Annotated in this window: 21 protein-coding genes, 1 tRNA gene and 2 pseudogenes; 14 read left to right on the top strand and 10 right to left on the bottom strand. The window is 53.9% G+C overall.

Annotated elements, in window-relative coordinates:
• Positions 1 to 286: 286 nt before the first annotated feature.
• The 8 genes from JTY93_RS15315 to JTY93_RS15280 all read left to right on the top strand — a co-directional run bounded on the left by JTY93_RS15315 (position 287) and on the right by JTY93_RS15280 (position 8,244).
• A complete protein-coding gene (locus JTY93_RS15315) occupies positions 287 to 889 on the top strand; it encodes a tail assembly protein (RefSeq protein WP_205475881.1) in 603 nt (200 codons plus the stop codon).
• A 59-nt stretch (positions 890 to 948) separates the two neighbouring features.
• Positions 949 to 4,632 carry a TipJ family phage tail tip protein gene (locus JTY93_RS15310; RefSeq protein WP_205475883.1) on the top strand — a complete coding sequence of 1,228 codons (3,684 nt, stop codon included), beginning with the start codon at positions 949 to 951 and terminating at the stop codon, positions 4,630 to 4,632.
• Positions 4,633 to 4,941: 309 nt separating this feature from the next.
• Positions 4,942 to 5,805, top strand: a complete 864-nt coding sequence (locus tag JTY93_RS15305; RefSeq protein WP_205475885.1) for a hypothetical protein — start codon at positions 4,942 to 4,944, stop codon at positions 5,803 to 5,805.
• 57 nt (positions 5,806 to 5,862) lie between these two features.
• Positions 5,863 to 6,657 (top strand): hypothetical protein, encoded by a 795-nt coding sequence (locus JTY93_RS15300; protein ID WP_205475886.1) that lies wholly within the window; start codon positions 5,863 to 5,865, stop codon positions 6,655 to 6,657.
• Positions 6,654 to 7,031 (top strand): hypothetical protein, encoded by a 378-nt coding sequence (locus JTY93_RS15295; RefSeq protein WP_205475888.1) that lies wholly within the window; start codon positions 6,654 to 6,656, stop codon positions 7,029 to 7,031. Before JTY93_RS15300 ends, JTY93_RS15295 begins: the two co-directional genes overlap by 4 nt.
• Positions 7,024 to 7,236, top strand: coding sequence for a hypothetical protein (locus JTY93_RS15290; protein ID WP_205475890.1), 213 nt, complete (start codon positions 7,024 to 7,026; stop codon positions 7,234 to 7,236). Before JTY93_RS15295 ends, JTY93_RS15290 begins: the two co-directional genes overlap by 8 nt.
• A 58-nt stretch (positions 7,237 to 7,294) precedes the next feature.
• Entirely contained in the window at positions 7,295 to 7,720 is a 426-nt protein-coding gene (locus JTY93_RS15285) for a cell wall hydrolase (RefSeq protein ID WP_205475892.1), read from the top strand.
• On the top strand, positions 7,720 to 8,244 hold the full coding sequence (locus tag JTY93_RS15280) for a lysis system i-spanin subunit Rz (protein ID WP_205475894.1): 525 nt from the start codon (positions 7,720 to 7,722) through the stop codon (positions 8,242 to 8,244). The genes JTY93_RS15285 and JTY93_RS15280 overlap by 1 nt, the downstream gene beginning before the upstream one ends.
• A gap of 329 nt (positions 8,245 to 8,573) precedes the next feature.
• On the opposite strand, the pseudogene JTY93_RS15275 reads toward JTY93_RS15280, so the two are convergent.
• The 3 genes and pseudogenes from JTY93_RS15275 to JTY93_RS15265 all read right to left on the bottom strand — a co-directional run.
• A pseudogene (locus tag JTY93_RS15275) lies at positions 8,574 to 8,693 on the bottom strand (DUF159 family protein); the annotation flags it as partial.
• A 22-nt stretch (positions 8,694 to 8,715) separates the two neighbouring features.
• Complete coding sequence (locus JTY93_RS15270) at positions 8,716 to 9,063, bottom strand: hypothetical protein (RefSeq protein WP_205475964.1); 348 nt, start codon at positions 9,061 to 9,063, stop codon at positions 8,716 to 8,718.
• A gap of 96 nt (positions 9,064 to 9,159) precedes the next feature.
• Positions 9,160 to 9,366: a hypothetical protein gene (locus JTY93_RS15265; protein WP_169391005.1), complete on the bottom strand. Its 207-nt coding sequence runs from the start codon at positions 9,364 to 9,366 to the stop codon at positions 9,160 to 9,162.
• A gap of 160 nt (positions 9,367 to 9,526) precedes the next feature.
• Between JTY93_RS15265 and JTY93_RS15260 the strand changes: the two genes are divergently transcribed.
• A tRNA-Ser gene (locus JTY93_RS15260) sits at positions 9,527 to 9,630 on the top strand.
• A gap of 25 nt (positions 9,631 to 9,655) precedes the next feature.
• On the opposite strand, the gene JTY93_RS15255 is transcribed toward JTY93_RS15260, so the two are convergent.
• Positions 9,656 to 10,231, bottom strand: coding sequence for a site-specific integrase (locus JTY93_RS15255; protein WP_205518878.1), 576 nt, complete (start codon positions 10,229 to 10,231; stop codon positions 9,656 to 9,658).
• Positions 10,232 to 10,525: 294 nt separating this feature from the next.
• Between JTY93_RS15255 and JTY93_RS15250 the strand changes: the two genes are divergently transcribed.
• The gene (locus tag JTY93_RS15250; RefSeq protein WP_205518877.1) at positions 10,526 to 11,143 is read left to right on the top strand and encodes a hypothetical protein; all 618 of its coding nucleotides are present in this window, start codon (positions 10,526 to 10,528) and stop codon (positions 11,141 to 11,143) included.
• Positions 11,058 to 11,366, top strand: a complete 309-nt coding sequence (locus JTY93_RS29975) for a putative phage abortive infection protein (RefSeq protein ID WP_375373777.1) — start codon at positions 11,058 to 11,060, stop codon at positions 11,364 to 11,366. Before JTY93_RS15250 ends, JTY93_RS29975 begins: the two co-directional genes overlap by 86 nt.
• A 210-nt stretch (positions 11,367 to 11,576) precedes the next feature.
• Here the strand turns inward: JTY93_RS29975 and JTY93_RS15240 are convergent.
• Positions 11,577 to 11,885 (bottom strand): annotated as a pseudogene (locus JTY93_RS15240) (hypothetical protein); the annotation flags it as partial.
• Positions 11,886 to 12,301: 416 nt separating this feature from the next.
• Between JTY93_RS15240 and JTY93_RS15235 the strand changes: the two are divergent.
• Both JTY93_RS15235 and JTY93_RS15230 read left to right on the top strand, forming a co-directional pair.
• A complete protein-coding gene (locus JTY93_RS15235; protein ID WP_205475902.1) occupies positions 12,302 to 12,781 on the top strand; it encodes a hypothetical protein in 480 nt (159 codons plus the stop codon).
• 650 nt (positions 12,782 to 13,431) lie between these two features.
• The gene (locus JTY93_RS15230; RefSeq protein WP_205475912.1) at positions 13,432 to 13,659 is read left to right on the top strand and encodes a hypothetical protein; all 228 of its coding nucleotides are present in this window, start codon (positions 13,432 to 13,434) and stop codon (positions 13,657 to 13,659) included.
• Position 13,660: 1 nt separating this feature from the next.
• Here the strand turns inward: JTY93_RS15230 and yejK are convergent, their stop codons facing one another.
• On the bottom strand, positions 13,661 to 14,668 hold the full coding sequence (gene yejK, locus JTY93_RS15225; RefSeq protein ID WP_205475913.1) for a nucleoid-associated protein YejK: 1,008 nt from the start codon (positions 14,666 to 14,668) through the stop codon (positions 13,661 to 13,663).
• 110 nt (positions 14,669 to 14,778) lie between these two features.
• Between yejK and JTY93_RS15220 the strand changes: the two genes are divergently transcribed.
• Positions 14,779 to 15,093: a hypothetical protein gene (locus JTY93_RS15220; protein WP_205475916.1), complete on the top strand. Its 315-nt coding sequence runs from the start codon at positions 14,779 to 14,781 to the stop codon at positions 15,091 to 15,093.
• Here JTY93_RS15220 and JTY93_RS15215 read toward each other — a convergent pair.
• From JTY93_RS15215 to JTY93_RS15200, 4 genes are all read right to left on the bottom strand, one after another.
• Positions 15,090 to 15,263, bottom strand: coding sequence for a hypothetical protein (locus JTY93_RS15215; RefSeq protein WP_240344160.1), 174 nt, complete (start codon positions 15,261 to 15,263; stop codon positions 15,090 to 15,092). The genes JTY93_RS15220 and JTY93_RS15215 overlap by 4 nt on opposite strands.
• A gap of 105 nt (positions 15,264 to 15,368) precedes the next feature.
• Positions 15,369 to 15,908, bottom strand: a complete 540-nt coding sequence (locus JTY93_RS15210; RefSeq protein ID WP_205475918.1) for a hypothetical protein — start codon at positions 15,906 to 15,908, stop codon at positions 15,369 to 15,371.
• Positions 15,909 to 16,136: 228 nt separating this feature from the next.
• The gene (locus JTY93_RS15205) at positions 16,137 to 16,622 is read right to left on the bottom strand and encodes a hypothetical protein (protein WP_205475920.1); all 486 of its coding nucleotides are present in this window, start codon (positions 16,620 to 16,622) and stop codon (positions 16,137 to 16,139) included.
• 112 nt (positions 16,623 to 16,734) lie between these two features.
• Positions 16,735 to 17,511: a hypothetical protein gene (locus JTY93_RS15200; protein WP_205475921.1), complete on the bottom strand. Its 777-nt coding sequence runs from the start codon at positions 17,509 to 17,511 to the stop codon at positions 16,735 to 16,737.
• Positions 17,512 to 17,567: the final 56 nt, after the last annotated feature.

Here is a 17,567-nt window from a genome sequence, read left to right as displayed (position 1 = left end):
GCATTCGAGATGGATGGCAGGGCACCACGGTGCTTGGCGCGGGGATCGGTGGAACTTTGCAAACATCAGGTGATAACTACACGATCCTGGCCCCGGATGCGCAGGCGCCGCTGCATCTGGTTGATGTGACTCCCAGCAAAAACGGATCAACCGTGCGCTACCACTTCTATAGAACCTGGCAATCTCCGCTCGAGAGAGTCACCGATGTAGTGAGGTCTTGCGCTAGATAGGCAAGGCATACCAACAAACCACCTACGGGTGGTTTTTTTACAGCTGGAGAAAGGTAATGGCCGCATTAGCTATCGAATATCAACCGATGACCACGATTTTGCTTTACGGACAACTTCGGCAGTTTGGCCGTTCGTTCAGGCTATCTGTGCGCTCGCCAGCAGAGGCTATCAAGGCACTCTGCGTGCAGATCCCTGGATTCGAGCGATTCCTGTCGAACGCAAAGTCTAGAGGTATCGAGTTCGCGGTTTTCAGGGGAAGTAAAAACCTTGAAGAGAAAGAGCTCGGCTACAGCGGCTCCGGCGACATTCGTATAGCTCCAGTGATTTGTGGCAGCAAGCGCGCTGGGCTTCTTCAAACCATCATTGGTGTTGTGATTGTGGCGCTGGCGTGGTGGAACCCGCTTGGGTGGTCAGCCGCTACGGCGCTCGCGGTCGGCATGGGAGGCGGCTCAATGGCTATTGGGGGCGCGATTCAAATGCTCAGCCCTCAGGCCGGCGGCCTCAAGACCAGCGCAGCCCCAGAGAACACCCCTGGCTACGCATTCGGCAGTGCCAAGAACACCACTGCATCTGGCAACCCGGTACCGCTCTGCTACGGCAAGCGTCGGGTGGGCGGGGCGATCATCAGCGCCGCAATCTATGCCGAAGACCAGATGTAGCCAGAAACTGAAGCACCGCAGCCGCCCATGAGGCGGCTTTTCATTACCTGGAGGAAAGCATGGGCGCAGCACGCAAGATTGATATCCACGGCGCCAAAGGCGGCGAAGATAAGCCGAAAACGCCAACTGAAGCTCCGGATAGCCTGCGCTCTGTCGCAATTGCCAAGATGCTGATCGCTGTGGGCGAGGGTGAGTTTGAAGGCACGCCAACGGCGCGAGACATCTTCCTCGACAACACACCACTGCAAGACCCGCAGGGGAACATGAACTTTCCCAACGTGAAGTGGGAGTGGCGCACCGGTGCGGTGGATCAGATCTATATCCAGGGCATTCCATCTGTTGAGAACGAAACCACCATCAGCACCGAGCTGCGTAGCGGTACGCCGTGGGTTCGGGCAATCAGCAACACTCAGCTTTCAGCGGTGCGCGTTCGTTTTGCTTGGCCGATGCTTCAGTCCATTGACGCTGGTGGCAACATCAACGGATATCGGATCGCCTACAAAGTTGAGGTGGCCACTGACGGCGGCGCGTATCAGGAAGTCCTGAGCGAGGCTGTCGACGGCAAAACCACCAGCACCTACGAGCGTACCCGACGAATCAATTTACCGAAGGCGACTACGGGCTGGCTGCTAAAAGTTACTCGGCTGACCGCCAATCAGAACAACAACAAAATCGCCGACACCATGCAGATTACTGGTTTCACGGAAGTGATCGACGCAAAGATTCGGTACCCGAACACTGCGCTGCTCTATATCGAGTTTTCGGCTGAGCAGTTCCGTAGCATCCCGGCGGTGACCGTTGAGACCAAGCTGAAGAAGATGCAGGTCCCGAGCAACTACGACCCTGTGGCTCGATCGTACACGGGGATTTGGGACGGCACATTCAAGCAAGCTTGGACCGATAACGCGGTTTGGATGACCTACGACATCACCACCGCTGACCGCTTCGGTCTCGGCCGCCGTATCAAGCCGTGGATGGTGGACAAGTGGGAGCTCTACCGAATTTCCCAGTACTGCGACCAACTGGTGCCGGACGGGAAGGGCGGCCAGGAGCCGCGCTTTATCTGCAACCTGAACCTGCAGAGCAAGGCCGATGCCTGGTCGCTGTTGCGCGATATCTCGGCAATCTACCGAGGCATGACCTATTGGGCCCAAGGCCAGGTGTTTACCCTCTCGGATATGCCACGCGCCACTGACTTTGACTTCGCCTACACCCGGGCGAACGTCATCGACGGCAAGTTCACTTACTCCAGCGCGTCGGAGCGCACCCGCTACAGCCGCGTGCTGATCAGCTACGACAATCCGGCGAATAACTACGACACAGACGTCACCGCGGTTACTGACCAGAAGCTTCAGCGACGCTACGGCGATAACCCGCTGGAGATCAGTGCAATCGGGTGTACCCGCGAGTCGGAGGCCCAGCGCCGCGGTAAATGGGCGCTGCTCACAAACTCCAAGGATCGGGCGGTCACCTTCAAGGTCGGCCTCGACGGGCGCATTCCGCTGCCTGGCTACGTGATCCCGATCGCGGACGAACTGCTGGCCGGTCGGCCGGTGGGCGGGCGCATCTCGGCGGTGAACGGCAAGGTCATCAAGTTGGACCGCGACACCCAGGCCAAGCCCGGTGACCGATTGATCCTCAACCTGCCCGACGGTAAGTGTGAGGGGCGCACCGTGCAGTTAGTCAGCGGCCGGCAGGTCACCGTGACTGTTGCTTACTCCGTGGTGCCGGAACCTGAGCTGGTGTGGGCGCTGGATGCCGATGACCTCGCAATCCCGCTGTACAGGGTGGTGAGCGTGGCCCGGCCGGAGCCCGGCGTCTTTGAAATCTCGGCCGTGCAGTACGACCCGAGCAAGTTCGCGCACATCGACACCGGCGCGCGCCTAGAAGAACGGCCGATAAGCGTTGTGCCAATCACCGTGGTTCCGGCGCCGGCGAGCGTCAACATCACGTCGAACGTCGCGATCGACCAGGGCCTGGCCATCAACACCATGAACATCTCGTGGCCCGCCGTTGCTGGCGCTGTCGCCTATGACGTGGAGTGGCGCAAGGACAGCGGCAACTGGATCAAGCTGCAGCGCACTGGCTCGACGAGCGTGGACGTTACGGGCATCTACTCGGGCGCCTATCTGGCCCGGGTACGTTCAGTGAGCGCATTTGAGATCTCTTCGATTTGGAAGAGCTCAAACCTGACCAACCTGGAAGGCAAGGTTGGCCTACCGCCGGCGGTCGCGTTCCTGACCACCACCAGCCTGGTCTACGGCATCGGCATCCAGTGGGGTTTTCCACCAGGTGCAGAGGACACCCAGCGCACGGAGCTCTGGTATAGCGAGTCGCCGGACCTGACTACGGCGATCAAGCTGAGCGACTTCAGCTACCCGCAGGCCACGCACGAAATGCACAGCCTGCTGGCGGGGGCGAGTCTGTTCTTCTGGGCGCGGCTGGTGGACCGTACCGGCAACGTCGGGCCGTTCTTCCCGATCCCTGGTGCGGTCAATGGCCAGGCCAGTTCGGACCAGACTGAATACGACAAGTATTTCGCGGAGAAGATCGGTAAGGGGGCGCTGTACCAAAGCCTGCGCGAAGAGATCGACCTGATCACTGGTGATGGGCCTGGGTCTGTGAATGACCGTCTGGAGCAGGCCAAGCAGGAGCTGGAAGACCTGATCTCGGAAGTAGTCGATGCCCTGGAGTATGTGTCCACAAAGACCTACGCCAAGGGCGACATGGTGCGAGCAGGGCAGCAACTGTTCCAGGCAACTACGGCGGTACCGGTCGACACCTCGCCGCCGAACGCCAACTACTGGTTCAACTTGGGCACCATCGCCGAAACCAACGCGGCCATGGCTCTGGAGATCAGTAAGAACAAGGCCTCTATCGAGGAAGTGGATGGCAAGGTCACGGCTACCGCTGAGAAGCTGGACGGGGTTTATGCGTTGGTGAAGTCTGACTCTGCGGGTTCGGAGGAGGGCAGCGCAGGCGACAGCACTTCATCTGCCGGAGCCTGGTCTTTGATGTCTGCTATTGCCGAGCGCGACTTTGCACAGTCCGTCAGATCCGACGTGCTGGAGGCCAAAATAGGGCAAAACGCCGCGAGCATTCTCGACGTGTCCACGGCCTCTGCAACAGCCACCTCGGCCTTGGCTGAAAGGGTTACGACGATGGGGGCCAAGGTTGCAAGCAATGAAGCGGCCTTCAAGTCTGAAACGACTGCGCTGGCCAATGCGGATAAAGCTTTGGCTGAAAAGGTTGAAACTGTTCAGGCGGTCTCGGGCGAAAACACGGCGGCGATCCAGGAGACAAACCGAGTCCTGACCGAGACCGACGGAAAGGTCTCGGCCATGAAGACGCTGAAGGTCGAAACCATCTCCAACGGCAAGAAGGTTATGGCTGGGCTTTCTATGGGCTCCGACGGCGACACATCGGAGATCATCGCGTTCGCTCAACGCTTCGCCATTGTCGATGAGGCCAGCGGGCAGTTGATCCTGCCGTTTGTGGTTTCCGGGGGGCAGGTGTTTATCAATTCTGCCGTAATTCAGACAGGCATGATTACCAACGCAATGATCGGTAACTACATCCAGTCGAACAACTACGTGGCCGGCGTTTCTGGTTGGAGGTTGTCTTTTGATGGGACATTTGAAATGAACGGAAATATTGCAGGGCTCGGAACAATGAGGCTTACGAATACATTCCTGAAGTTTATTTACTCCAACGGTGTCGTTGGCATCGACCTGAGTCTTTGACATGGTGGGACTAGTAATAAGGGATAAAGAGACTGGCCTAATAAAGGTAGATATGACCAGCTTCATCAGTCAGGAGATAGGCAGCGTTGATACTGGCGGGCAGAATGGGTCTATTCAGATCCCGGATGCGCCGCTAGGTCGGCACTTGTTCTTTTCCGTTCGCCCGCTCGTTGATTTGCAGGTGGAAAAAGGGAAGAGGCCCGGCGTTACTCTTGTTGGAACCACTCTGTCTTGGGCCTATTCATATAACACGGCTGGCTGGGGATTCTTCTCGGCCAATTGCCGTATCTCTTACGGGTACTATTAGATATGGCAGGTCTTGTCGTTGGGCTAAGTGATTCCAGTCTTCTTTATGACACAAATAAAATTAGTTTCGGGTTGGTAAAAGCTGGGTACTTGTCATATGTAGAGAACTGGCGTCGGTTGAGGTTGAGAGGAGTAAACGTCGATCCAAATATTGGTAGTAGCTGGGTCGAGCAAGGTATTCCGGGTGACGACCAGTTTGGGTTTTCAATTGTCAGTCCGGTCGCTCCGATAGTTTTCTTGAGTGGTCGAGGAGTGGTTACTGGTTTAAAGGTCAACGGGAATACCTGGACCTACCTGTTCGCCGGAGCCAGCGCATCGACCAAATACTACTGTTTTGATTTGATGAGGGATGATGGTCTGCCGGGCCCTTATTTAAAAACTAGGGAGGCGAGCAATGTCTTTACCTTTAACTCCAACCAAATACCGCTGAACATTGTTTCTTCGATCGTTGCTCCAGATCGTGGTCCTCTGGACAGGCACGGCCGGCCTTTCACCACTTATCTCGGCGGAAGAAATGAGCGGATTTCCTACCAGTCCACATCGCGCTCGGCCTCTGTGCACAGCCTTGTCGACATCAATATCGAAAGCGGCACTGAGTACGCGGCTTTCCTCTCGTGGAGCAGATCGTGCGGCATCGTTGATCCGGACACAATCCCGGGTGCCTATACAACAACTTACGGTATGGCTGAAGGGGCTTTCGGGAGGTCTGGTGGTATCTCATTTATGTTTGCCCCGCCGGGCAGAACTACGAGTCAGGATTGGCCGCCCGATGGTACTGCGTCTATTGGCTATCACTCTCTTCCTGTTGATCGGCGACCGTCTGCACTTGTTATAAAAACTGGCGGCCTCCCATTTCCGTTTAATTGATTTTCTTGAACGTTCACGACCCGCTAAGTGCGGGTGTTTTTTTGCTTGGAGAAATGTATGGCAAGACAAGAAATTATTCTGGGTACGCCGCCTCAGGGCCTTGGCGGTGATCCGCCGCGAACGGCAAGCATGAAGATCAATGCGATGATGGCTGAGCTTTATGCTGCGATAGGGGAGTTGGTTAAAGTTGACTCAGCCACTGACACCAATCCTGACCGGCTTGTGACACCGGGGTGGATGGGGTTGGGAGCATCACCTATAGTAATGACAAATTCCGCAAGCGCAGACACCCTACCCGCAATAAACGCTCGTTTCGTGTTTGGTAACGGCGGTGGCAACCTTCCAGATTCTTATGTCTATATTGATCAGTTTACTAGTGGTTCTGGAACTTGGACTCGCCAACTTGCGTACTCCATTAACTCGGATGGAATGTGGGAGCGTTTTTTTGTATCGGGGTCGGCTGCCGGGAAGGCGTGGGTCCCAGTGTATAACGGGGTTAACGCGCTTGTAGATCCAGCTAGCGGCGGGCTAATGTCTTACACCACTATTGGTGGGGCTAATATTTTCAAATACGCAAACGGCCTTATGGTGGTCATGCAGCCATGGGGGTTGAGTGGTATTTTGCCGGCCAATTCCACCAACTACTACAACGTTACTATTCCTAGCGTAGGATTTATTACCACCAACTATTTATTTGCCTCTGCTAACGTTGTGCCGCAGAGTGCATTCAATTTACCTGGCGCTCCAGAGTGCATGATGACCTCCCTTACAAACTTTCGACTGTGCATTAGACTGGGTCCAGTCGCGCAGGATACTTACACCACCCTAAAAATCGAAGGGCGATGGAAATGAAAATAAAACTTTGGCCGGACCTTATGGCTGATTTTTTGGTCGCGACGGTTGATAAAGACAAGATTACAATCAACGGTGAAACTATTGATCTATCTGGGATTCTAGATGGGTATCGACTACCCGGTGCTGCCATTGGTAACAAATTTTTTGTGGAGTCTGAATATGTTGAGCGCGTGAACGGCGTTCTGCATATCACTCTGAGGTTGCCCGTTGATTGGGATAGTCCAGAGGAGTACCGCAATCCGCCCGAGCCAATCATCCTTGATGTGGGTGCCGGACAGGTCAACTTCCCGAACACTACCCCGCCAGCACCTCCGGTGTTTGAGTTGCCAATAATCGAGGAAGCTATTCAGGAGGAACCAGAACATGGTTGATTGGAGTCAGCTTGAAAAGATCCAAACGCCCCAGGATCTGACCGATCAGATTAGCTTGGACCAAGCCCGCGCATATCTGAAGGAAACCGACTGGTACGCCTTTGCTCTGCTGGAAGACGAGACGCCCATCCCCTCGGACGTCAAGGTAGCGCGTACCGCCGCACGGGCAACTATCAACCAACTGGCCCCGTCGCCCGCATCCTGAGTTCTTCCCGAACACCGACACCCGCCTTGAGCGGGTTTATTTTTGCCTGGAGAAAAGCATGACCACTTCCGATAAAGACCGGGACATCCTGGCGCGCACGCTGTGGGGGGAGGCCCGTGGCGAGGGGCTGGCCGGCCAGATCGCCGTGGCCTGGACTATCCGCAACCGCGTGTTCGACGGCAAGGCCAAGTCCTGGTGGGGGGAAGGCTACGCCGGCGTGTGCCTGAAGCCCTGGCAGTTCAGTTGCTGGAACCAGAACGACCCCAACTACGCCTACCTCAGCGGTGCGAAGCCGATCCCGGCCGCGCAGTTCGCCCAGGCCCAGCGCGCTGCTGACCAGGTGATGGCCGGTGCGGTACCGGATCCAACCGGCGGCGCCACGCACTACTACGCAACCACGATGCCCAAGGCCCCGGCCTGGGCGGCGAAGGCCAAGCAAACGCTGCGCCTCGGGCATCACGTCTTTTTCAAGGATGTGCCGTGATGACGCCCGTGCAGAAGCTGGCCGGGCTGGTGGCGCTAATCCTGGCGCTGCTGGTCAGCGCTGCCGGCTTCACCTGGCAGGTTCAGGAGTGGCGCATGGGCAACATGCTGGCCGAGCAGGACGGCCTGCACCAGGGCGAGCTGGACAGGATCAGCGCGGTGGCCATCAAGCAAGTGCGCGACGAGCAGGACAGGCGCCTGGGCCTGGAGAAGACGCTGGCCACCTCCGATCAACAACACACCCGAGAACTTTCCGATGCTCAACGCAACCAGGCACTGCTGCGTGACCGCCTTGCTACTGCTGATGTGCGGCTGTCAGTCCTTCTCGACGCCACGGATTCAGCCAGTGGCTGCAACGTGCCTGCCGCCTCCGGCTCCGTCGGCGTGGTTCATGCAGCCCGTCGAGCCCAACTTGACCCAGCGCATGCTCAACGAATTATCGCCATCACAGATGCCGGCGACCAAGGACTGATCGCGCTGCGGGCGTGTCAGGCCTACGTAAAAGAGGTTTCTACACCGAAGTAAAAGGAGCGGCCGGGCAGGATGCGTCAACATCCACCCTGCCACCTTCCCCGCAGCAGGTCCCTGCAAGTCCAGCCAAGGTCCCTACTTCGTGCGCAAGGCGGATCGAGCCTAGCACTGTTTATCCATTAGGCTTTATTGAGATAAGTGTTTTTTTTAGCAAGAGATTGATATTCGTTGACATTGTTCTTAGTCATATTAAATGTTGCAACTATCAGATTATTATCTGATAGCATATATAGCTGCATATTCAATATATCAGTATCGAGCGCCTTTGATGTAAATGTTATAATCCATGCTTTATAGCCCCCAACCTCGACCTGTGATGCTTGAGGTGCTACGTTGTACCGCTCAAGCCGTGCCTCACCCACTGAGTTTGCCAGGGCGTTGGGCATGCTCAGTACCGCAACGAAGTCATGAATTCCGCTGTACTGTGAAAGTCTTCCGCACATCGGCAAGCCCTCGGTAGAAACGTCAGCTTAGATCGCTCGGCAGAATCTTCATGGGGGTGCTTCCCCAGGCCCCGTTTGTAGCCCGCGCAAGCGCCCATTCAAGTGAATTGAGCTTGCTTGTGACAAAACCCAGGTCTGTATTGCAGCTAGAAAGAGCGCTATCGGACGCCTTGAGCTCTGCCCGAAGCTTGTCGCGTTCGATAGATAGCTCAGCGTGCATTCGCACTAGGCCGTAGATGTCCTCTCGGGCCTTGCGAAGCTGCAGGTGCAGTTCTTGAATCTCGTTCTCCAAGAGCAGCGCGTGTTGCTTGTGCATTTCTAGAGGCGTAGGGCATCCAAGCCACTCGCAGGTGTCTTCATCGATGTTCATGGTTGGGGAATCCGAAACTGTATATACATACAGTAATCGAGATTCGTGCGGACTGAGGTTGCGAGGCGACGAGCTGCAGGTGTTCCCGACGATCAGTTAGGGAGCATTGAGAACGGCTAGGGTTAGCTTGATGAACTCTTCGTTGCGGTCGATGGTGTCTAACGCGCCGCGAACGTTGTCGGCTACTTCGGTGCCGCCCTGCTGCTCAACCCAGTTCGTAAGCTCCATGATGGCCGCTTCAAGGGCGAGTTGGTTTTCGTTGATTTTGGACAGTAGGGAAGGGAGCAGGTCAGAGTTCGGCATCGGTGTTTCTCCTTGGAGTGAACAGCGTAGCAGTTGGGTTGCTTGGTGGTGGATTGTGAGCGGTCGGCAGGACGCCGGGGGAGGGGCAAATCATTTCCGCAACCTGATGCGCACCCCTTGAGTTATGGGTCTTTCAGCGCGTCGAAAAATGGAGTGGTGCGGAAATGATAGAAGGTTAACTTGCTGTATTTAAAGGAAAAATCGCCAGTCTTGAAAACCGGCGAACGTTAATAGCGTTCCCAGGGTTCGAATCCCTGGTTTCCCGCCAAGATTCATACGAAAGCCCCGCTTATGCGGGGCTTTTGTGTTTCTGGGGTTTGAGAAGGTTTCTCCTGCTTTTGGCTGGAGTTCCGAAACTTTCGGGTAGGAGTTCCGAAACTCTGCCTATTTGGAGGGTTTCGCGGTGGCGCCAATCCTCCTGTAAACCCGCTTTGTGATCTCCTGTTTGCTGTGTCCCAGCAGCAGGCTGGCATCCCCGATATCGATGATTTCCGACGCGGCCTTCGGCCGGATGTCGCGGAACTGAAACCCTCCAATCTTGGCAGCGAGCAGCGGGTCGCCTTGTTCGATGGCGTTCTGCTTGGCTTTTTTCCCGCGCCTTGTCCCAGCGCAAGCGCAACATCCCCTTCGTCATCCGCTTTCCGTGTCTGTTGATCAACAGGTACTTGGACGAATGACCGACATTCCTTTCGCTGATCTCCCTAACCAATCTCCCTAAGCTGTTTTCCCCGGCTTCCGTACGCATCAGGATTCTGAGCTTCTGACCTGTCTTGCCCTGCGTTACCAAGAAGTAGTCACCCTCGGTATGGCGTGCAGTCTGTGAGCCGTCCAATTCGAATTCAGGGCTTTGGTTTACAGTGGTCATGACTTCGTCCTTGCCGCTATAGCGGCTGACTTTGAAGGGGGAGGGGTTACAGGTTGCGCGGGTGGAGTACGGATGTGCTCCTATTGAGGTTTGGTTGATCAGTCAATCGGTGGAGGCCTGTCGATGTGATCAACTCAGCGCTGCTCTAGGTAGGTGATGCCGTTCGTGGTGCTTTATCTCTGATCGATTCCGCAAGAGGCGTCATGAGCGCGCCAACTCGTGATGGCTTTTTGCTTTTTGTTGGTGTCTTATATCGCCCGCATATCACGCACATGCATAGCGGAGGGAGAGGGAATGAGTTGGTTTGAACTGCGAGCAGCTGATCTTGACTATAGAAATCTCATGGGTTCATGGCGTTATGGAGAACTCACGCCCTACGGATGGCTTGGGTTTTCTTTTTCAGATATACCTTGGTTTTTTTATGCTCTATTTTTCGGATTTAGCCTGTTTTGTGCAAAGTTATTATACGCGCGAGCCAGTATGTCGGAGGACCGGATAGCGGGTTATTGTAGAGTCGCTATAGTGTTGTTTTCTGTCCTTTTTTTATATGGTTGTTATTTGGTTGGGTTGTTATGGGATACTCCATTTGTAAGTGTTCCTGGGCAGGTGCGAGAGGGTGTTTTTGGAGACAGTTTTGGCACACTTAATGCCTTGTTTTCAGGCTTGGCGTTCTCTGGTGTGCTAATAACCCTTTTGTTTCAACGCAAAGATCTTTCTGAAACGCGGAGCCAAATTGCAAGGCAGCAAATTGAATCTCAGTTTTATAACATGCTAAATCAGCAGCAAGAAATCGTTAGAAACCTAGACTTGCAGAAAATAGATACTGATGAGGTTTTCGCTCGCGGCCGAGATTGTTTTCGGGAATGGGCAGCCATGTTGGACGAGATACATAAAAATTGTGTTAAAAAATAAAGTGGACAATCCAAAGAGGATGGCTTATCAGGCAATCTATCATATCGGCAGGACGGATCTAGGATTGTACTTCCGAAGTTTGTACTCCGTGTTTCGCTTTGTTGATGAGTCAAAACACCAAGATTCAGATAAATTCGGCGTGGTGGTTCGATCTCTAATTTCAGACTATGAGTTGGTTCTGATATTTTATAATTGTCTTTCGGAAAAAGGGGGTGGGTTTTAGTAAGTATGTCTATCGCTTTGGTCTGTTTGATAATTTGGATGACAGTCTTCTTTTGAGTTCTGAGGATATAAATCTTTTTACTTACGAAGCTTATGGGAGTAATCAATATATAATTGGAAGGTTAAAAAGTGGGCCGCCCGATAGAAACGAATAATTACCTTGGCGGAAAGAAACACATCGTTAAGCATGGAGATAGGCCGGCGATTAACACTGTTCCGTGTACCAGCCGCGCAGCGTTTTCGTGCGAGCATCCCACGGCTGATCATGCAGATCCCGGTCTTCGTCCGACCGCATGATGTGGTGCACGCGGAACGACCACAGGTGCCACCACAGCACTGGCTTGAACGTGTCTTGGGAGTAGGGGTTGAACAGCCACCAGCGACCCATGTTGTACATCTCGGCGCCGTCGGCGGACATGATGTGTTGGTACGGGGTGCGCTGGGCGCGGCTGATGAGCCAAGCGTCAACCGCCGGGCAAGCAAGCGGCTTAGCGACTATGCGCCAGAAGAGATTTATTATGTTGGCTCCTTGTCATGCCCTGGGCAGCCGCCGCCGGCAAAGTCGAGTCCCTCAAACGGCGCCCCGAATGGAAGCATCTCTTTTTGCCCTTGGCCAGCGCTTCGAGCAGATGATCCTTCGCCTCGTCAGCGGTGCATTCAGGTCCATCAACTCGGAACATGCCTTTGAGCTGGCGCCTGCGAAATCGCGAATTGCACCGCGTACGCTCAGATGAATGTGAAAGGTTCGACCGTTCGGGCCGGTTTTGTTTTTTGTAGACAGCAAGAGTACTTGCCGGGCCATGTCCGGGCGTGGGGCGATAGTTGCGTGATGAAATTGTCGCTTGATATCAGTGTTGATCAATGATATTTAGCGTGCCGTAACGCTTTGTTTTCAAACGTAATGCTAAATTTAAGCAATGTAGGAAAGGAATAGTAATGTCTTCTAAACTTCGTCAGTCATTAATGAGGTTCGATGGGTATCAGGAAATTGAACAGGAATGTAATAAAGAGAAGGATGAAATAATAAAGTCAAGTGGGGCAGGTGTTGAGGAAGTTGAATTTAAATTAGGGGCGGCGATATTTCATAGTCTGCAAATTAGCACGGCTGTTCTTACTGTTAATAATATAAGTGTGTCATTTCGATTTCCTACAGCGAAAAAGCCAGAGCGTTCAAAGTTATATGCCATGATTAATTCTTACAATAAGTCCAGGATTGCGCTTAAGGCGGTACTTGGTGACGTGCAAAAGGACTATTTTGAGGCTAAGTTTAGCTTGGAGTTTATTTGTCCAGATGCATTGTTGAGTGATGAAATTATTCATCCTGCAATAAAGGTGCTTAAAACTAGCGGGAGACTGCTTGTCGGGAGTTTAGGGGGGCATGGTATAACGATAAAAGACGCCAAGTATAATGACTAAAATCCTTCTGATAGTATATACGCTGGTTACGTCTGTAGCTTATACATCACTAGTTGTATATTTTAGTACTCAGGCTTCAGGCTTGAGTATGAGCTACATAGGCGCAATTTTACTCGCCGCCACAGCGCTGGTAGCTGTAGGGCGTGAAAAAAATATCCGGTGTTGATACTAATAAAAAAAATTAAAGAAAAAAACAGATGAGATAGACGCTTTAAAGGAATTATTAAAGCAAAATCAGGCGATGTTGCATTCTGTAAAGCCAAACGTGATTCATAATGTGATTAATGTGAGTGGCGCGGACGAGTTTTTTAAGCACTATGAAAGGTCTCGCGACTTTTCATAACGAAAGCCTAGTCATCAATAATATTGATCTTGGTAGTGATCTGGATGGCGGCGAGTACCTCGATATCCTAAAAGTTAAGGTTAAAGCTAAGTGAGGGATGTAGATTAGTCTGGCAGTTAAATTTTAACTCGGTATGCCAAGATATGCCGCTCATACAACTTTGAGTTTTTCGATTTCCGCCCCCTCCGCGCAAAACCGGAGAGGCTGAAAACTGCTGTAAGGGTCTCGGATCCTCGCCGGCTCGCGTGATATCGTTGATATAGGATATTACGGGTGACCGGCATGGAGCCGGACCAAGGAGAGGGAAATGTTTCCAAATGCATGCTGCGAAAAATCAATGCACTCTTATGATGGCGAGGATGATCTCGGACTTTTCTTAGTAATCGGTGGTCGTGATGCGGTTGATGAGGAACTGCTCATTAAATGTAAGGACTGCGAAGACGAATGGACCAGGAAGTATCAGAAGGGCGGAACGCTGATCTGGATGAAAACAAAACATGTTTCTCTGCCTTCAGAGCCCGCCGATCCAAACTGATTTAGGCCGTAGCGCGCTTGAGCTGTTCCGTGAGCTGGGTTGGTAACCCGCGCATCGTCAGTGTGCCGTCGGCCGGATTGAACTTGATCTTGTCACCCAGTAGGTGCGCTTCGAAGCTGATCGATAGACCCTCGGCCCGGCCGGTGAATCGCCGGAATTTGTTGAGGGTCTTCTTATCTGGCGGCAGAGTCTCGGAAAGCCCGTAGTCCTTCGCCTTGATGAAGTCATAAAAGCTCTTTGGGCGGTCTTCGTCGATCAGTCCTGACAGCTCGTCGAGGGTGATCGGCTCGCCCAGCTTGGCCTGGGCCATGGAATAGCTGACCAGCGCGTGTGTTTTCTCGCGTGCTGACTCTTCTGGCAGATCCTCGCTTTCAACAAAGTCGCTGAACGCCTTGAGCAAGGTCCGGGTTTCGCTTGGGCCGTCGATCCCTTCCTGGGAACCGATGAAGTCGCGGAAGTACTCATTGATCCTGCGGCCCTGTTTGCCCTTGATGTACGAGATGTATTGCTTCGACTGCGGATTGCCTTTCCATTCACTGAGGTTGATGCGCGCGGCCAGGCGGATGTGGTCCAAGTCGAGGCGCTTGATCGTCAGTAGGCTTAGCTCCTCGGTCATGGTCACTGCTTCGGTTTCCTGCACCAGGGCGATGATCAGGTATTCGGTCAGGCCTTGCTGATAGTGGCAGAAGAGGGCGTGCCCGCCGGTGGTCAGGTTCGACTCTTCCATCAGCCTAACCAGGTGCTCGACAGCGATGGTGCTGAATTTGAGGAAGTCACCGACTCCAGCCAGGTACTTACCGAGCCAGCCGCTGAGTGGGAAGGCCCCTGATTCAGCATGAAAGAACCCCCAGCCCTTGCCGGCGGTACCGTTGTAGCTTTCATTGAACTGGTGCATCAGGTCGTCGCGGGCTTGGCTTTCGACTTGCTCGGCGCCGCCAAGGAACAGAACGGCCGGGGTGCCGTCGGGCTTCTTGTCGATCTTGTGGATTGCGCTGTGAAGTACGGGCATTGCGTTTACCTCAGGTAGGCGCCGCCCTCCGGTAACGGTGGTGGCAATTTGGTTTGGGTTGGGGTATTACGGGTGACCGGCATGGACCCGGATCAAGGAGACGTTCGAAAATGCCAATAAAAATAGATCGCCGCGGACTCGACCAATTAATCAAGAATGCAAAGGAATTGGACGGCAAGCATCAGGTGAAGATGGTCGACATGCTGAGCCCCCAATTCGTATCGGCCCATAGCGAGTTTGACGACCTCGCGTCCCTTTTTGCTGCTTCCGGGTTCAAGATCGACGGTCCTGATGACTTCGCGGCAATACCCTACGATCAATGGGATGCGTTCATCGCAGCAAATACCGATTTCGAAAATTGGGCAGAGATGCAGAAGGCGGGTCACCTGCATTACGTGAAGGGCAGGCTTAATAAGGGGCTTTAGCGAACACTGTCCGGCTCGATGATCTCGTCGCCAGGGTCTTTCTGGATGGCGAGCAGGCTTTTATTGCGGAATTCCCGCGCCACGTTTTGCGATATCACGATTTCGTGGCGCGGAGGATTCAGCAGTGGCTGGCACTTTGCTGAGCCCATGGCGTGCAGGTGATGAATCACAGCGTCATTGCCTCGCCCTGCTCAGTAATGCCTGACTACTCCATCAGATCGACTAGGGTCTAGCGTATTCCAAGTCTCGGCATCGATGATGCAAAGTGCCACTGCTTATTCTTCCTTAAGACAGTAGGTGGGAGGCTGATCTTGGGGAGTGATTATGAACGAAGGGAAATCGGTAATTTTTACCGTCTTGTATAGCCTGAGATCGCTTCCAGTAGGAGGGAGAATACTGCGCATTTTGTTCGCCACAATGGACTCGCTGGCTGGATTTGCAGGGCTGAATGAGACAGTTAGGCTATCTGGGTCAATCTCAATTAACTCACCGTCATCTTCCATGGTTGCCCGCGACTGGTAATTCACGGTCATTGTGGTGGTTGCTGATCCCAGCGGGATAAACGTTACGCTCACATCAGTACGGGTTAGGTTCCCCGTTCTTTCTTTGATGTGTGCGCGAGTTTTCAGGAGCGTTGGCAATAAATTCTTCCCGTTTCCCTCAAGCTGCGTCTCACAGCTAACAATGCTACCGGGCGGGTAGGCGGCATTGAGCTTGAGCATCTCGTCCCGCGTTATCGCTTCGACATTCATCGAACACAACACCCCAATACCGATACCCGTAGGTAGTAGAAACGTTTTGTAGAAGTGCTTCATATCCCTATCCTTCGATATTGATGTTCTGGTGCTTAAATCCAGAAAAAGGAAATACGCGTCCGTGCCTTTCTGATTCAGAGCGAGCAGCGTCGGCGATGCAGTTTACCCGGACAGCAACTCTGCAGTTCTATAGAGGGCTCAGATTTCAGTTTGCGCCTTACCTTTCCCCTCTCTGCAATGATCATTTCCAGGGAAAGATCGCCCTCAAGATGCCGCGAGGAGGGTGGGTTATTCGCCGCCGTCGTCGTCGGCGTTCATCTGTAGCGATTCGGCAAAACCTGCCTGCCGTAATTTGCGCGCCACGGTTTCGGATATCTCGTAACCGTGGCGCTTAATTTTGAAGAGGGCTGCGGATTTCTTGGCGCCCAGAGATTGGGCGTGAGAGATAAGTCTCCAGATGGTTGCACGGTCTTTCGTCTCGCCCAGTTCATCGGTGAGCGCTTCCAGCCGGTCACGCATTCCCTGCCGGAAGTAGTGGCGGATAATGTCGGATGGCCCTTTGACTCTCGGCGGCGCCGGCGGCAGATCCTCGGCCCGGCCGTTGAGCACCAGCAGTTGCACCGCCTCACTGACTTCCTCTATCTCATGCCAGCGCATCAGCTCGTCGAGCATCCGCCGGGTGCCGTACGGTACCGTGTGTCGGAACTCCTGTTCGCCCAGCTCCTGCCGTTTCTCGGCAAGCTTTACCGTGCGCTCCTTCTGTTCGGCTGCCACGGCCTACCTCTTCTATTCCACTGGCCGGCAGTGCAAGCCAGGTCTACCGGTGATTCGGATGTTGATTCGGCGCTGGCAGTAAGACCCACCCCTGCCAGCGCGCAATGGATCACTAGGCCGTGGGTCTGACCCGGAAGGCCAGGAACACTGGGCCGAATGGGAAGGTACTGACTTCCAACTCATCTAGCGGGTTTAGCGTGCGCGTGCGACTCCCAGCATTGCTGTAGATCACATGGCTGCTTGATACGGCGATGTTGACCTTGCCGGCGGCCGCCTGGATCAGATTCACCTTGAACCCTTCAGTCACGTCATCATCAATGGTGAGCGTGACATCCGTATCGCTGATGACCAGGATCGACTTACCTGAGTCCGCCATAGTCAGTGGTCTGCTGCCGGTGATGGAGACGTTGGTGTGTACGTGGCCCCCAGCGTGGTAGCTGACCATTCGTGGGTCTGCGAAGACGCGGGCGAAGGCGCCGACATAATTGACACTGGCGCGCATGTCATCGAATTGCTCGACCACGTAGGTGCCGATGCTGCCTGATACTTCAGCGTTGGGATCCAGAACCCATTTGCGTCCTACCATCAGCCCGATCTGGGTGTTGGCGCGTACCCCGGCACGCATCTCTTCGAGAAACAACTGACTGATCTTGCCACCGCCTTTGCCCTGGACATAGGTGAATCGGGCGATGGAGTGGCTGTCTCCAGTAGGGCTGCCCTGGGAGGTGTCGACCTTGTAATCGACAAAGTCTGCAGAGACGGTGGTGGTCGTTGTGTTGGCGTTTGGCGCCCAGGTGAAATCCAATACCCTGCCGGTTTTAACCTGCTCTAACGAGGTGGTAGTTTGCGAGGTGGTAGTAGAGCCAGACTGCTTCAAATCATCGTTCATGATACTCATCCTTAAGTGAAGTGCGTATGAGTGCAGGTCGAATTGACCCGAAGTGC

Source organism: Pseudomonas hygromyciniae, assembly GCF_016925675.1.
Classification (GTDB): Bacteria; Pseudomonadota; Gammaproteobacteria; order Pseudomonadales; family Pseudomonadaceae; genus Aquipseudomonas; species Aquipseudomonas hygromyciniae.
This window is presented reverse-complemented; position numbering and strand designations above follow the sequence as displayed.